Genomic DNA, 14215 nt, shown 5'->3' with positions numbered 1-14215 from the left:
CGGCTATAAAGCCTGTGTAACCTTTATACTCGGCGGCTGCGGCGCAGTTTGACGGCGCACTCAGCTTATATGCAAAGGAATACGAAAAAGCGGGGCTCAAACCGAATGTGTTTGACAGCATAGAGGCGTTTGAAAAAATGTACCTCGGTTGAGGTGGATTTCAAAAGGAGAACGCCTCATCATTACGAAGCGGGTATATTATACTTCGGGGGAAGAATTCACGGACATCGAGATCAATTTGAATACGGTCGAGGAGACCGCAGCTTCAGCCGGGTGCATCGAAAAGTGTTGCGCCCGGTTTTTTGTGCGCGCGTAAACTGAATTTTTTGTGAAAAAGCCGTCTTTGGCTTTAAAATTGAAAAAAGCTGTGCTATAATACGAATACGAAAGCATATTTATGCAACTATACCTTTTGAAAATTCGGTTTTAAACTATTTCAGGAAGGAAAATTTCAGAGATGAATAATCATTTTTTTGAACAGAAGGACTGCGGCTTGCAGGCGTTCTGGAGCAGCACGCCGCAGTTTAAAACGGCACGCGTTTCCGCACACCTTGTGCTGCCGCTTACCACGCCGGAAAATGCGGCTTTATATGCACTCGTCCCGAATATAATCTCCCGTGCGACGCGCGAATACCCCGATTACACGCAGTTCGGCAAGCGCCTTGCGGAGCTGTACGGCGCTTCGGTGCAGCCGGGTGTAACGCGTGTGGGCGATAACCAGATTTTAACGCTTGCCGCAGCCGGCATTGCGAACCCGTATGCGTTCGGCGGCGAAGATGTGCAGCAGGCGCTTTCCGAAATGCTGGAGAGCATTCTGTTCACGCCGCTGTGCGATGAAAACGGTCTGTTCCCGGAGGACGGTTTTTTGCAGGAACAGCGCCAGCTTTTGGAGACGCTTGACGCGGAATATAACGATAAGGCGACGTATGCCATGCAGCGCTGTGTGCAGACCATGTTTGCGGGCGAACCCGCAGGTGTGCCGCGCATCGGTACGCGCGAGGCGATCTTGAACGCGACCCGCGAGGGCGTGAAAGCGGCGTGGGAGTATGCCGTAAAGCACGCGCAGATCTGCCAGTTCACGATCGGCGACGGTGCGGACGACCGCTTTGCGCAGCAGCTTGTAAAGCGCCTCGGCATGCGCGACGCGGTGTCCATTGAAACAAAGCGCCACACAGCATCGGGAGACGTAAAGCGTGTGACGGAAGAAATGCCCGTTGTGCAGTCTAAGCTCGTCATGGGCTTTGCCATCGGCACCACGCCGGAAGAGCGCCTTGCGGCAAAGCTGATGTCCGTTGTGCTCGGCGGCACACCGAGCAGCAAGCTCTTTATGAACGTGCGCGAAAAGCAGAGCCTTTGCTACTACTGCGCCGCGCGCCACGATACGCCGAAGAACGTCATGCTCGTGCAGAGCGGCGTGGAAACGAAAGACCTCGACCGCACGGAAGAAGCGATTTTAAAAGAGCTCAACGATATGAAAAAGGGCAATATCACGGACGATGAGATTCTCTTTGCAAAGCTCGCCATGTGCAACAGCTACAACGCCGTGGCAGATTCCGCGGCATCCATGGAGACATGGTATCTCAGCGGCATGCTGCAGGGCAAGCTCCACACGCCGGAGGAATATGCGGAGTGTATCATGAACATCACGAAGGACGAGATCGTCAGCGCCGCCGAGCGCGTCACGCTCGATACGGTCTATAAGCTGAAAGGAGCGGCAAAATGAGCGCAGAAATGAAGAATACCCTTGTGGAAAGTAAACTTCTTCGGGACGGCTACCGCTGCGTCAAACACGCAAGCGGCCTGACCGTGTTTATATACCCGAAAGCGGAAATGCGCAGTACGTATGCGGTGTTTGGCACGCGCTACGGCTCCATCGATAAGGTCTTTAAACGCAGCGACGAGGATAAGGCAGAGACGACACCCGCGGGCATCGCGCATTTTTTGGAGCACAAGCTTTTTGAAAGCGAAGACGGCGACGCATTCGGCCGCTATGCCGAGATCGGCGCTTCCGCAAACGCGTATACGTCGTTTGAGACGACGCGCTACCTGTTCTCCTGCACGGAAAACGCAGAGCAGGCGCTGGAGATTTTGCTCGACTTCGTGCAGTCCCCGTATTTTACAAAGCAGACCGTTGAAAAAGAGCTCGGCATCATCGGCCAGGAAATCAAAATGTATGACGATGATCCGCAGTGGCGCATGATGTTCAGCCTGCTGCGCGCCATGTACCACACGCACCCGATCAAGGACGACATTGCGGGCACGGTGGAGAGCATTGCGGAAATCACCCCGGAGTACCTTTACCGCTGCTACAACACGTTCTATAACCTCAACAACATGGCACTGTGCGTCTGCGGCAACTGTACGGAGGAGGAAGTCCTCGCGCTGTGCGACAAAATGCTGAAAAAGAGCGAGCCCGTTGAGGTGGAACGCGTTTTTGAAGAGGAGCCCGATACCATCGTGCAGCCGCTCGTCGAAGAAAAGCTGCCTGTGGCGTGCCCTATGTTCCAGTTCGGCGTGAAAGAGGCCGTAACCGGTGCGCACCGCACGGAAAAAGACCTTGCCGTCACCGAGGTGCTGCTCGACATTATGGCGTCCGACAGTTCGCCGATGTTCCGCAAGCTCTTAGATGCGGGCCTTGTGAACGAAGCTTCCTTCAGCTACGAGTATTTTGAGGGCACGGGCTACGGTGCGCTGCTGTTCGGCGGCGAATCCGGCAACCCGGAGGCCGTGTGTGATGCCATCCGTGAGGAAATGGCACGTTTAAAGCGCGAAGGTGTCAAGGAGGAAGACGTGCGCCGCAGCGCGAAATCCCTTTACGGCGCGAATGTTTCCGGCCTCAATAGCCCGGATGTCATCGCGAACGCCGTGATGACCATGCACTTTAACGACCGCGAGCTGTTCCGCTACATTGAGTGCTTCTCCGAGATCACCGCGGAAGACGTGAACGCGCGCATTCAGACGCTGTTTGATATGGACAAAACGGCGGCTTCCATCATTCGTCCGTTGGACGAAGCTTAATCGAAAGGATATACAGTCATGACGCATCAAGTTCAGTTCCCGAATCTCGGAATTTCGGTGGAGGTCAATCCCATCGCGTTTCAGGTCGGTAATTTCACCATTTACTGGTATGGCATCATCATCGGCATCGGTTTCCTGCTGGCGGTGCTGTACGGTTTTTCCTCCTGCAAAAAAATGAATATCAATAAAGACCACCTGCTCGATGCCATCATCGCCGGCTTGCTTGGCGGCATCATCGGCGCGCGTCTTTACTACGTCATCTTCTACCCGGGCGACAAGTACATCACGAACCCGATGGAGATTTTCAACATCAAAGAGGGCGGCCTCGGCATTTACGGCGGCATTATCGGCGGCCTGCTGTGCGGCGGCATCGTCGCGAAGATCCGCAAGATGAACCTGTTCGCCGTGCTGGATGTCGCGTCTCTTGGCTATCTCATCGGTCAGGGTGTCGGTCGCTGGGGTAACTTTGTGAACCAAGAAGCTTTCGGCTGCGCGACCGACCTGCCGTGGGGCATGTACAGTGACCGTACCGCCGCAGAAGTGGTAGGCAATGTGCACCCGTGCTTCCTTTACGAATCGATTTTGTGCCTTTTAGGCTTTGTTTTACTGCATCTATTCACGCGCCACCTGCGCCGGTATGACGGCCAGACGTTCTTATTATACATCATCTGGTACGGCGTGACGCGCTTCTTCATTGAAGGTCTGCGCACAGACAGTCTGCTGTTGCCGGGTATCGATCTGCGCGTTTCGCAGGTGCTTGCTGCGGCTTCTGCACTCGTCGCTGTTGTTTTGCTCATCGTGTTCCGCAACTGCCATAAGCTTACGGGCTGCGGCAGCCGCAAGGCGATGGAAGCTGCCGGCCTGACAGTTGAAGACAAGGCGGAGAAGGTCGAGATTGACGACACTGCCGAAAGCACCATTTTCTCCGGCATGAGCGCCGAAGAAGCACAGGAGCACATGACAGTCGGCACCGGCGTAAAGAAAACTGCCGAGGCGGAAAATGAAAAAACGGAAGGAAATGCGGATGCGAACACTTCCGAAGAGCCGTCTGATGAAGCCGAAGAAGCGAATGAAACGGCAGAAGGGGAAAGCGAGGAGAAGAACGATGGCAGTGAGAATTGACGGCAAGGCCGTTGCGGCAAAGGTACGCGGCGAAATTGCCGAAGAAGTTGCCGCTTTAAAAAAGCAGGGCGTTCAGACCGGCATGGCGGTCGTGCTTGTCGGCGAAGACCCCGCGTCTAAAATCTATGTGCGTAACAAAGGCAAGGCCTGCGCCGAGACCGGCATTTACTCCGAGGAACACGTCCTGCCGGAAAACACCACGCAGGAGGAGCTTTTGGCGCTTATCGAAAAGCTGAACGCAGACCCGAAGATCAACGGCATATTGGTGCAGTCTCCGCTGCCGAAGCACTTGAACGAAGCACTCATCGTGGAGCATATCGATCCGAAAAAGGACGTGGACGCGTTCCACGCCGAAAATGTCGGCCGCATCATGATCGGCGATTTCGCGTTTTTGCCGTGTACGCCCGCGGGCATCATCGAGCTCATCCGCTCTACCGGCGTCACAATCGACGGCAAAAACTGCGTCGTCATCGGCCGCAGCAACATCGTCGGCAAGCCGATGGCTATGCTGCTTCTGCATGAAAACGGCACGGTGACGATCTGCCACAGTCACACGAAAAATTTGAAAGAGATCTGCAAAACGGCGGATATTCTCGTTGTCGCGGTCGGCAAGGCGAAATTTGTCACCGGCGATATGGTAAAGCCCGGTGCCGTGGTGATTGATGTCGGCATGAACCGCGATGAAAACGGCAAGCTGTGCGGCGATGTTGATTACGAAAGCGCCGAGGCGGTCGCCGGTTACCTTACGCCGGTGCCCGGCGGCGTAGGTCCCATGACCATCACAATGCTGATGAAAAACGCCGTAACGGCAGCAAAAATACAGAACGGACTGGTGTAAGTATGAGCAGATTGCTCAGTAAAATCAAGGCCCCGAACGATGTAAAAAAGCTTGCGGCAAACGAGCTGCCGGAGCTTTGCGATGAGATCAGGGAAGAGATCATCAGCACGGTGGCGGACAACGGCGGCCATCTTGCCTCCAATTTGGGCGTGGTGGAACTCACTGTGGCGCTGCACCGTGTGTTCACCTTGCCGGAGGATTGCATCGTGTGGGACGTGGGGCACCAGTCCTACGCGCACAAGCTTTTAACCGGCAGAGAAGAAGCGTTTTCCACGCTGCGCCGCGAGGACGGGCTTTCGGGCTTTCCGTCGAGAGAAGAAAGCGACTGCGACCCGTTTACAACGGGGCACAGCAGCGCGTCCATTTCTTCGGCGCTCGGCCTTTCCGTTGCAAAGGCACTTGCGGGTGACCCCGGCCATGTCATCGCCGTCATCGGCGACGGCGCGTTGACCGGCGGCCTTGCGTATGAGGGCCTCAACAATGCGGGCCGCATCAACCGCAATATGATCGTCATTTTGAATGACAACGCCATGTCCATTTCCCGCAACGTGGGCTCCATTGCGCGCTACCTTTCCTATGTGCGCGCAAAGCCGGGGTATTTGAACGCAAAAGACAGCGTCGAAGCCGCACTGTGCCGCGTGCCGAAGGTGGGCGAGCACATGGCTGCCGAAGTGCGCCGCGTGAAAAACCAAATCAAAAAGAATATTTTCAACACCACGATCTTTCAGGATCTTGGCTTTAATTATTACGGCCCGTTCGACGGACACGACCTGCGCACCTTGACGTCGGTTTTGACGATGGCGCGCGATATGGATAAGCCGGTGCTTATCCACATCCGCACCTATAAAGGACGCGGATATAAATACGCGGAGAACGCTCCGAGCGTTTACCACGGCCTTGCGGCGTTTGACCGCGAAAAGGGCGCGGGCGAAGCCATTGCCAAGGGCTTTTCGCATGCGTTCGGCGAGACGATGTGCACGATAGCCGGTGTAAATGAGAAGCTGTGCGCCGTTACGGCGGCGATGGAATCCGGCACCGGTCTGACGGATTTCCGCGAAAAATACCGCAGCCGTTTCTTTGATGTCGGCATTGCGGAGGAACACGCCGTCACGTTCTGCGCCGGTCTGGCGCGCGGCGGCATGATTCCGGTTTTTGCGGTATATTCCACGTTTTTACAGCGCGCGTACGACCAGCTCATCCACGACGGCGCCTTGCAGCATCTCAAAATTATTCTGGCCGTGGACAGAGCCGGCGTGGTCGGCGAAGACGGCCAGACGCACCAAGGTGTGTTCGATGCCGCGTTCCTGCGCACCGTGCCGGACATTCATGTGTACGCGCCGACGTATTACGATGAGCTTTCGGACAATCTTGATGACTGTATTAAGGGAGAAAACCACCTTTATGCTATTCGCTACCCGCGCGGCAAAGAGCTGTATCGCCCGGAAAACTACACGCTTTCCGGCAAGCCGTTTTATGTGTTCGGTACGGAAGATGCTTCTGTCACGCTTGTGACCTACGGCCGTATGTTCTCGTTTGCGTGCGAAGCGGCGGAAACGCTCGAAAAAGAGGGCATAAAGTGCCGCATCGTGAAGCTCAATCGCATCGTGCCGATCGATCCGAAAGCGGTGGAAGCGGTCTTAAGGTGTCCCACGGTGCTGTTCTTTGAAGAGGGCGTCCGCCAAGGCGGCATTGCGGAGGAATTCGGCGCCATGCTGTTGGATCGCAATTTCAGAGGACACTACGAAGTGCACGCTATTGAAAACGGATTCATCAAGCACGCGCCTATGTTCCGCACGCTGCATAAGCTCGGTCTTGACGTAGAGGGCATGGTGAACGCCGTACACACGGCGCTGCAAACCGCAGAAAAGAAAGATGGAAAGGCAGTTTCTATATGAAAAAAAGGATAGACGTCCTGCTTTATGAAAAAGGGCTTGCGCCCAGCCGCGAAAAAGCGCGCACGCTCATCATGGCGGGCTGTGTTTACGCGGATAACCAGAAATTCGATAAGCCCGGTGACACCGTGCGTGAAGACGCAGTCTTAGAGGTGCGCGGCAACACGCTGCGCTATGTCAGCCGCGGCGGCTTAAAGCTTGAAAAAGCTATGCAACTGTTTCCGATCAAACTCGAAAACACCGTATGTATGGACATCGGCGCATCTACGGGCGGCTTTACGGACTGCATGCTGCAAAACGGTGCCTCCAAAGTATACAGCGTAGACGTCGGCTACGGGCAGCTCGCCTGGCAGCTGCGCACCGACCCGCGCGTGGTGAATCTGGAGCGTACGAACGCCCGCTATCTCACACGCGAGCAAATTCCGGAGGAGATTGACTTCTTCTCCGTAGACGTGTCGTTCATCTCGCTCAAAATTATTTTGCCCGCCGTGCGTCCGCTTTTAAAGGACGGCGGCAAAGCCGTGTGCCTTATTAAGCCGCAGTTTGAAGCCGGCAGGGAAAAAGTGGGCAAAAAGGGCGTTGTGCGCGACAAAGCTGTGCACGAGGAAGTGGTGCAGATGGTCTGCGATTTTGCAGTGGAAAACGGATATTCCGTACTGGGACTTACGTTCTCGCCGGTCAAAGGACCGGAGGGCAACATCGAGTATCTTGTGTTCCTCCAAAAAAGCGACGCGCCGGTGAATACGGCAGAAAGCACGCCGCATGAGATCGTGGAAGCATCTCACGCGGCGCTGGACAAAAAGGACTGAGGCTTATGAAAATTGCGGTGATTCCAAATCTGGATAAACGCGATGCGGACACATACACCCGGGAAATTCTGGCGGTTTTGCAGGAAAACGGTGCGGAAACACTCATGCACGAAAAGCACCGCGGGCAGTATGAACACGTCACGTTCTGCAAAAATCACGCCGCACTGGCGGAAAGCTGCGACCTTATCGTTGCGGTCGGCGGCGACGGCACCATCATCCACACGGCAAAGCACGCGTCCGTTGCAGGTAAGCCCATCCTTGGAGTGAACCTTGGGCGGCTGGGCTTTTTGGCAGGTGTGGAGAAGGACGAGCTGCACAAATTAAAGGCGCTCTTTACGGGCGATTACCGTGTGCGTCGCCTGATGATGCTTTCCGTTACCGTGCACAGCGTGAAGGGGGATACAACCTACCGCGCTTTAAACGACGCGGTCGTCTCCGGTGCACAGTCCAGAATTTACGATTTCGGCTTTTCCGTCGACGGTTCCAAGCTTTATAAATTCCGCGCGGACGGCCTCATTTTGGCTACACCGGCGGGCTCCACGGCGTACTCGCTCTCGGCGGGCGGCCCGGTGGTAGACCCGGAATCGGAATGCGTAATCTTCACGCCCATCTGCCCGCATGCGCTCTTTAACCGCAGCACGCTGTTCTGCGCAGATAAGACCATCACGGTCAGCACGGACAGCGATTATTCCGGCGAGGTATATCTCACCATAGACGGTGGCGCACCCATACGCATTCATAAGACGGACACGGTTTCCGTCAGCCGCTCGACCTATTACACTGAGCTTATTCAGACCGACGAACGCAATTTTTACGATATTGTAGACAGCAAATTTATGCAAAGCAGAAATTAAAAGGCAGGAAGGAAGGCAGAAAGCATGAAAACAAGACGCCACGCTAAAATTCTGGAGCTCATCAAAGCACAGGATATCGACACGCAGGAAGAGCTCCTGCGCAACCTGCGCGCTTGTGGCTTCGACGTGACCCAGGCAACCGTTTCCCGCGATATCAAAGAGCTTCGGCTCGTAAAGAGTCTTTCCCCGAACGGAAAGTATAAATATTCCACCGGGCGCGACAATGCCCGCGACATTTCCTCCAAGTTCTATTCGCTGTTCGGCGATTCTGTTATGAGCGTGGAGGCGGCCGGCAACATGATCGTTGTCAAGTGCATGACCGGCATGGCGCAGGCGGTCTGCGCCTCTATGGATACGCTGCATTTCCCGGATTTCATCGGCACGTTGGCCGGTGAAGACACCATTCTCATCATCTGTAAAACGGATGAGATTGCGGAGGAAAAGCAGAACGAGCTCAGAAAGCTGATTGGCGGGGTCTGATATGCTGACGCAGCTTTACATTCAGAATATCGCCGTCATCGAGCAGGCGTCTATCGATTTTGAACCGGGCTTCACCGTTTTGACCGGTGAGACCGGCGCGGGCAAATCCATCATCATCGACGCGATCTACGCCGTGCTCGGTGAGCGTACCTCAAAGGAGCTTGTGCGCACAGGTGCGGAGCAGGCGAGTGTTTCGGCACTTTTTACGGATGTTTCTCCGCAGACGCAGCAGGTCTTGCGCGAGCTGGATATTCCGCTTGAAGACGATGGCAGTTTGCTTATTCGCCGTGAGATTCGCCCGCACGGTCGCTCCTCCTGCAAGCTCAACAACATCCCGGCGACCGTTTCCATGCTGCGCGCCGTCGGCGGCACGCTCATCGATATTCTCGGCCAGCATGAAAGCTACAAGTTGCTTTCACCGGAAGTGCACGGCACGTATATCGACAGCTTTGCGGGCGCATATGGTCTGCTTGCGGAGTACCGCGCAGCGTATACGGCGCTGCGCCGCATCAAAGGCGAGCTTGATGCGCTCGAATCCGACGAGGGGCAGAAGTCCCGCCGCATGGATATTTTGCGCTATCAGATCGAAGAATTAGAAGTTGCACAGCTGCGCGTCGGCGAACAGGCAGAGCTGACCGAGCGCCGCGATGAGATCCGCAACAGTGAGCGTATCGTGCGCGGTGTGGGCGAAGCTGTCACGCTTTTGCAGGGCGATGAGGACAATGGCGGCGCCATCACGGCCGTATCCGTTGCGGCAGAGTCGCTCGAGCAGGCGGCGCGCTATGCACCGTCGCTTTCAAACGTCGCCGAGCATGTCCGCGACGCCGAATACGCACTGACAGATGCCGCGGCGGAAATCTCCGATTACCTCGATAACGCCATGTTCGACGCAAACGAGCTTGATGAGATTGAAAGCCGTCTGGAAATTATCTACCGCTTGAGCCTCAAATACGGCGAAACGGAGGAAGAAATGCTTTCGTTCCTCGACCGTGCCCGTGCGGAGCTTTCGGACATCGAATTTTCCGATGAAAAAAAAGAACTGCTTTTGCAGCAGTATGAGCAGAAGAAAAAAGAAGCGGTGACGCTTGCAAAGCAGCTATCCGCGAAGCGCCGCGCTGCGTGCGAGAGTTTTTCGCGCCGTGTGCGGCAGGAGCTTTCAGAGCTCAACATGCCCGGCGTCGTCTTCACCGTGGAGCAGGAGCGCACACCGTTGACAGCCTTCGGCTGCGACCGCATCCAGTTTCTCGTCTCCGCAAACGCAGGTGAGGATCCGAAGCCTATGTCGAAGATCGCGTCCGGCGGCGAGCTTTCGCGTATTATGCTCGCCATCAATACCGTGCTGTCTGAGGATTCCGGCGCGGCCGAAACGCAGATCTTCGATGAGATTGACACCGGCATCAGCGGCGAAGCGGCGAATAAGGTCGGCATCAAGCTGCGCTGCGTCTCCAAAAACGCGCAGGTCATCTGCGTCACGCACCTGGCGCAGATCGCCGCCATGGCGGATAACCACCTGTTTATCGTCAAAAAGCAGGAGAACAACAAAACGTACACGGCGGTGCACACGCTGACGAAAGACGCGCGCGTCCGCGAGATTGCCCGTATTATCGGCGGCGATGACATCACGCCGTTAAAACTCAAAATGGCTGAGGAGATGCTCGGCCGGCCGCATGAATCATGAATGCTAAGCTTGTAAAGATAAACAGCCTTACAATCAAAATATGTAAAGCTATATCACTTGTCAGCGCACTCGTGACAATTTACATCCTGCTTTTGCTTTCGCCGATTCTGTTCGGACAGAACGTATTTGCTGTAAAGCAAGCCGACTGTACAGGCTATCCCGTGAATTCGCTTGCATATTACGCATATATGCCGGCCGAAGATTATTTCCCGGGTGACTGCGCGGCGATTCAAACCGAACGCGGTCTATTGCTGCTGACGCTGACCGAAAACGACCCTGAAGCCCGCGTTTGGCATACGGTGGGGGACTTTAAAGTCTATGCCGAAGTGCCGTATGAATATTTAGAGGGCAAAGTGAGCGCATTCTGCCTGCCGCATATGGGCTTCGTCGCGGATGATTGGCCCGTTCTGCTGCCTATATTTGCAGGGGGCGCGGCGCTTTTCTATGCATTCTCGCGCGTTCTGCCGAAAAAACTATATCAGCCAAAGTACGGCAGAAAGCCGGGGGAGGAGGCCGAAAATGGAGCTGACGCCTGAATATATAAAGGCTGTTCGCTTTACAGTAAAGCGCGGCAACACCTACGATGCCGCCGAGGTGGACGCGTTCTTAGACGAGCTTTTAGAAGCTGTCACCGCACGGCAAAACACTCCGGATGCCGATACCCTTGCAGCGGTGTGTACCATACGCGCCGAGATGACGGAGCAGATCACCCGTGCAGTACTCGAAGCCGAAAAGCGCATTGCACCCCTGCTTTCGGACGAAAATGCGGTTTAGCCGCCGATTTTTTCGGATTTTACGCTGTTTTTGTGCACAAGTATTTGACAAGAGAGCGGGATATGTTATAATATAATCAAAATAGTGTTATGCCCTTTCAAATATGTCCGTAGGAGAACGCAATGAACATCGCACATCTGAAATATGCGGTGGAAGTAGAGAAGACCGCATCCATCACTAAGGCTGCCGAAAACCTTTTTATGGGGCAGCCGAACCTCAGCCGCGGGATTAAGGAGCTTGAGGAGACGCTCGGCGTCAAGATCTTTAAGCGCACCTCAAAGGGTATTGTGCCCACACCGCAGGGAGAGGAGTTTCTCGGCTACGCCAAGAGTATTCTGGCACAGATCGAAGAAATGGAGTCGCTTTATAAGCCCGAAAAGAATAATAAGCTGAAGTTCAGCATCTCGGTGCCGCGCGCCAGCTATATTGCGGATGCGTTTTCCAAGTTTGTCCGTGAGGCGGATATGTCAAAGGAAATCGAGTTTAGTTTCAAAGAAACGAACGCCATGCGTGCCATTCGCAACGTGGTACAGGAAAACTACGGCCTTGCCATCGTGCGGTATCAGACGATCTTTGAGAGCTTTTTTACGAACATGCTGCGCGATAAGGGCATGAAGTCGGAGAACATCTGGGAATTCGAGTATCAGCTTCTCATCTCCAAAAACGACCCGCTCTCGCAAAAGAATGTTGTGGATATAGAAGACCTTTCCGGCTATATCGAAATTTGCCACGGCGATCCGTTCGTGCCGTCGCTGCCGATGTCCGACATCAAAAAGGCAGAGATGGACGAAAACGTCACCAAACGCGTGTATGTTTACAGCCGCGGCAGTCAGCTCGACCTTTTGGCGACGGTGCCGCACACATATATGTGGGTCTCGCCGACGGATGTGGAACAACTTGAACGCTATGAGCTTGTGCTAAAACCGTGCCGCGGCAACAAACACCGCGTGTATAGAGATATTTTGACGTCCAAAAAGGAATATAAATATACGGCGGTCGATAAACAGTTCATCGAAAAGTTGTATGAGGAGCGCGATTTATTGAGCGCAAAGTTCGGCACGCCGCATGCGGAGTAGAAATCCGCCGAAGTTTGTATTTGATTTAGTTTGTCTGTTTTTTAACGTGTCGTTGGGGCTTTTTTGCTTTCATATCGATGAAATTATATCGATATTTGAAAATGGGTATTCCATTTGGTCGTTTCTTGTGTTAAAGTATTAGATGTTTGGTTTATTTTGATTTTCTGTTTGGATGGGGGTTGGCTGCGTCATGGTGAATCGCAGCATTTCAAAACAAACGCTGCTCAGGTTACCGCTTTACCTGAATTATATGAAGCAGCTCGGCGAAAACACGCCGGAACACATTTCCGCCACGACCATCGCAGAGGCGCTGCGCCTCAACCATGTCGTTGTGCGCAAAGACCTTGCAGCGGTCAGTTCGGCCGGCAAGCCGAAGGTTGGTTACAACACAGAGGCGCTCATCGCAGAGCTTGAGGAATTCTTAGGCTACAATGATGTTGATGACGCCATCATCGTCGGCGCGGGCAAGCTCGGCAAGGCGCTTTTGACGTATGGCGGCTTTAAAGACTGCGGCATGAACATTGTGGCCGCGTTCGATATCGATGAAGAGGTATGTGAGGAAGATTACGGCGGCAAACGCATTCTGACAATGGATAAGCTGATGGATCTGTGTGAGCGCATGCGCGTGCGCATCGGCATCATCGCGGTCCCGGCAGAAAATGCGCAGGCCATCTGCAACTTGCTCATTGAAAGCGGAATTCTGGCTATCTGGAATTTCGCGCCCGTGCATCTCGATGTGCCGGAGGGCATATTGGTACATAACGAAAACCTCGCCGCGTCGCTTGCGCTCTTATCTAAGCAGCTCAAGGAGAAATTTGACGCCAATACCTAAGTTAGCTTGGCAGAAAAGGAAGATCCCTTTTCTATGCCATTAGATAAACAAATAAGTAAAAACCAAAAACTAAGAAACGGAGTTTGATTAGAATGAAAGTTATCATCTGCATCGGCAGCTCATGTCATCTGAAAGGTTCCCGCCAGGTCGTGGAAAAGCTTCAGGCGCTCGTAAAGGAAAACCACCTCGAAGATAAGGTAGAACTCGGTGGCACTTTCTGCATGGGTGACTGCGTAAACGGCGTCAACGTCACCGTAGACGGCGAGAAGCATTCCGTATCTCCCGACACCACCGAGGAATTCTTCCAGAAAGAGATTCTCGCAAAGGTTCAGTAAGCATAAGAAACAAAAATTTAGCCGGTGCAAGAGCCTTTTTGCATCGGCTCTCCGTGCGTAAGCTGCTGTGTGCGGCAAAACGCAGCAGAAAATAGGAAGTAAGGGTGATTAAGTTGTTGACAGCCGGAATGAAAGGCAAAGCCGAGACCGTTGTTACAGAGAAGAACACAGCCAAAGCCATGGGAAGCGGCACGCTGGACGTTTTTGCAACGCCCGCTATGGTCGCGCTGATGGAAGAGGCGGCTTGGAAGTGCGTTGCGCCGGAATTAGAGCCGGGCATGGGCACTGTGGGCACGCTGATGAATGTGCAGCACACGTCCGCAACGCCGCTTAGCATGCATGTTACGGCAGAGTGCGAACTTACCGAAGTGGACAACCGCCGTTTGGTGTTCACGGTTAAGGCGTTTGACGAGGTCGGCCCCATCGGCAGCGGTACCCATGAAAGATTCATCGTCAAGGATGAAAAATTCGTAGCGAAAGCGAACGCTAAAAGAGGATAAGTTAAAG

At 54.1% G+C, this 14215-nt stretch carries 15 protein-coding genes; all 15 read left to right on the top strand.

What is annotated here, in order from left to right; translation table 11 throughout:
* The first annotated feature begins 457 nt into the window (after positions 1-457).
* The 15 genes from yfmF to ACLTX1_RS06360 all read left to right on the top strand — a co-directional run bounded on the left by yfmF (position 458) and on the right by ACLTX1_RS06360 (position 14208).
* A complete protein-coding gene (yfmF, locus tag ACLTX1_RS06430; RefSeq protein ID WP_308448235.1) occupies positions 458-1723 on the top strand; it encodes an EF-P 5-aminopentanol modification-associated protein YfmF in 1266 nt (421 codons plus the stop codon).
* On the top strand, positions 1720-3018 hold the full coding sequence (yfmH, locus tag ACLTX1_RS06425; RefSeq protein WP_308448236.1) for an EF-P 5-aminopentanol modification-associated protein YfmH: 1299 nt from the start codon (positions 1720-1722) through the stop codon (positions 3016-3018). Before yfmF ends, yfmH begins: the two co-directional genes overlap by 4 nt.
* 18 nt (positions 3019-3036) lie before the next feature.
* Positions 3037-4140 (top strand): prolipoprotein diacylglyceryl transferase, encoded by a 1104-nt coding sequence (lgt, locus tag ACLTX1_RS06420; RefSeq protein WP_308448237.1) that lies wholly within the window; start codon positions 3037-3039, stop codon positions 4138-4140.
* Positions 4124-4978, top strand: coding sequence for a bifunctional methylenetetrahydrofolate dehydrogenase/methenyltetrahydrofolate cyclohydrolase FolD (gene folD / locus ACLTX1_RS06415; protein WP_308448238.1), 855 nt, complete (start codon positions 4124-4126; stop codon positions 4976-4978). Before lgt ends, folD begins: the two co-directional genes overlap by 17 nt.
* Before the next feature lie 2 nt (positions 4979-4980).
* The gene (gene dxs / locus ACLTX1_RS06410; RefSeq protein ID WP_412330643.1) at positions 4981-6873 is read left to right on the top strand and encodes a 1-deoxy-D-xylulose-5-phosphate synthase; all 1893 of its coding nucleotides are present in this window, start codon (positions 4981-4983) and stop codon (positions 6871-6873) included.
* Positions 6870-7679 carry a TlyA family RNA methyltransferase gene (locus tag ACLTX1_RS06405; RefSeq protein ID WP_412330642.1) on the top strand — a complete coding sequence of 270 codons (810 nt, stop codon included), beginning with the start codon at positions 6870-6872 and terminating at the stop codon, positions 7677-7679. Before dxs ends, ACLTX1_RS06405 begins: the two co-directional genes overlap by 4 nt.
* Positions 7680-7684: 5 nt before the next feature.
* Positions 7685-8533 (top strand): NAD(+)/NADH kinase, encoded by an 849-nt coding sequence (locus ACLTX1_RS06400; protein ID WP_316518837.1) that lies wholly within the window; start codon positions 7685-7687, stop codon positions 8531-8533.
* Positions 8534-8557: 24 nt separating this feature from the next.
* Positions 8558-9013 carry an arginine repressor gene (argR, locus tag ACLTX1_RS06395; protein WP_176820049.1) on the top strand — a complete coding sequence of 152 codons (456 nt, stop codon included), beginning with the start codon at positions 8558-8560 and terminating at the stop codon, positions 9011-9013.
* A 1-nt stretch (position 9014) separates the two neighbouring features.
* Positions 9015-10691, top strand: a complete 1677-nt coding sequence (gene recN, locus ACLTX1_RS06390) for a DNA repair protein RecN (protein WP_412330641.1) — start codon at positions 9015-9017, stop codon at positions 10689-10691.
* A gap of 71 nt (positions 10692-10762) precedes the next feature.
* Entirely contained in the window at positions 10763-11227 is a 465-nt protein-coding gene (locus ACLTX1_RS06385) for a hypothetical protein (RefSeq protein WP_412330640.1), read from the top strand.
* Positions 11211-11465 (top strand): DivIVA domain-containing protein, encoded by a 255-nt coding sequence (locus ACLTX1_RS06380; RefSeq protein WP_395506425.1) that lies wholly within the window; start codon positions 11211-11213, stop codon positions 11463-11465. Before ACLTX1_RS06385 ends, ACLTX1_RS06380 begins: the two co-directional genes overlap by 17 nt.
* Before the next feature lie 122 nt (positions 11466-11587).
* On the top strand, positions 11588-12541 hold the full coding sequence (locus ACLTX1_RS06375) for a LysR family transcriptional regulator (protein WP_395506424.1): 954 nt from the start codon (positions 11588-11590) through the stop codon (positions 12539-12541).
* 190 nt (positions 12542-12731) lie between these two features.
* On the top strand, positions 12732-13373 hold the full coding sequence (locus tag ACLTX1_RS06370) for a redox-sensing transcriptional repressor Rex (RefSeq protein WP_316686154.1): 642 nt from the start codon (positions 12732-12734) through the stop codon (positions 13371-13373).
* A 92-nt stretch (positions 13374-13465) separates the two neighbouring features.
* Entirely contained in the window at positions 13466-13708 is a 243-nt protein-coding gene (locus ACLTX1_RS06365; RefSeq protein WP_176820043.1) for a (2Fe-2S) ferredoxin domain-containing protein, read from the top strand.
* Positions 13709-13821: 113 nt separating this feature from the next.
* A complete protein-coding gene (locus ACLTX1_RS06360) occupies positions 13822-14208 on the top strand; it encodes a thioesterase family protein (protein WP_308448246.1) in 387 nt (128 codons plus the stop codon).
* Positions 14209-14215: the final 7 nt, after the last annotated feature.

Origin of the sequence: Hominenteromicrobium sp., assembly GCF_046974225.1 — a bacterium.
GTDB lineage: Bacteria > Bacillota > Clostridia > Oscillospirales > Acutalibacteraceae > Hominenteromicrobium > Hominenteromicrobium mulieris.
This window is presented reverse-complemented; position numbering and strand designations above follow the sequence as displayed.

What these genes read in the sequence shown, in the direction of transcription:
- dxs (WP_412330643.1), top strand. Translation starts at nt 4,981, where the DNA reads ATGAGCAGATTGCTCAGTAAAATCAAGGCCCCGAACGATGTAAAAAAG.
- ACLTX1_RS06365 (WP_176820043.1), top strand. Translation starts at nt 13,466, where the DNA reads ATGAAAGTTATCATCTGCATCGGCAGCTCATGTCATCTGAAAGGTTCC.
- lgt (WP_308448237.1), top strand. Translation starts at nt 3,037, where the DNA reads ATGACGCATCAAGTTCAGTTCCCGAATCTCGGAATTTCGGTGGAGGTC.
- ACLTX1_RS06400 (WP_316518837.1), top strand. Translation starts at nt 7,685, where the DNA reads ATGAAAATTGCGGTGATTCCAAATCTGGATAAACGCGATGCGGACACA.
- recN (WP_412330641.1), top strand. Translation starts at nt 9,015, where the DNA reads ATGCTGACGCAGCTTTACATTCAGAATATCGCCGTCATCGAGCAGGCG.
- yfmH (WP_308448236.1), top strand. Translation starts at nt 1,720, where the DNA reads ATGAGCGCAGAAATGAAGAATACCCTTGTGGAAAGTAAACTTCTTCGG.
- folD (WP_308448238.1), top strand. Translation starts at nt 4,124, where the DNA reads ATGGCAGTGAGAATTGACGGCAAGGCCGTTGCGGCAAAGGTACGCGGC.
- ACLTX1_RS06405 (WP_412330642.1), top strand. Translation starts at nt 6,870, where the DNA reads ATGAAAAAAAGGATAGACGTCCTGCTTTATGAAAAAGGGCTTGCGCCC.
- yfmF (WP_308448235.1), top strand. Translation starts at nt 458, where the DNA reads ATGAATAATCATTTTTTTGAACAGAAGGACTGCGGCTTGCAGGCGTTC.
- ACLTX1_RS06375 (WP_395506424.1), top strand. Translation starts at nt 11,588, where the DNA reads ATGAACATCGCACATCTGAAATATGCGGTGGAAGTAGAGAAGACCGCA.
- argR (WP_176820049.1), top strand. Translation starts at nt 8,558, where the DNA reads ATGAAAACAAGACGCCACGCTAAAATTCTGGAGCTCATCAAAGCACAG.
- ACLTX1_RS06370 (WP_316686154.1), top strand. Translation starts at nt 12,732, where the DNA reads ATGGTGAATCGCAGCATTTCAAAACAAACGCTGCTCAGGTTACCGCTT.
- ACLTX1_RS06380 (WP_395506425.1), top strand. Translation starts at nt 11,211, where the DNA reads ATGGAGCTGACGCCTGAATATATAAAGGCTGTTCGCTTTACAGTAAAG.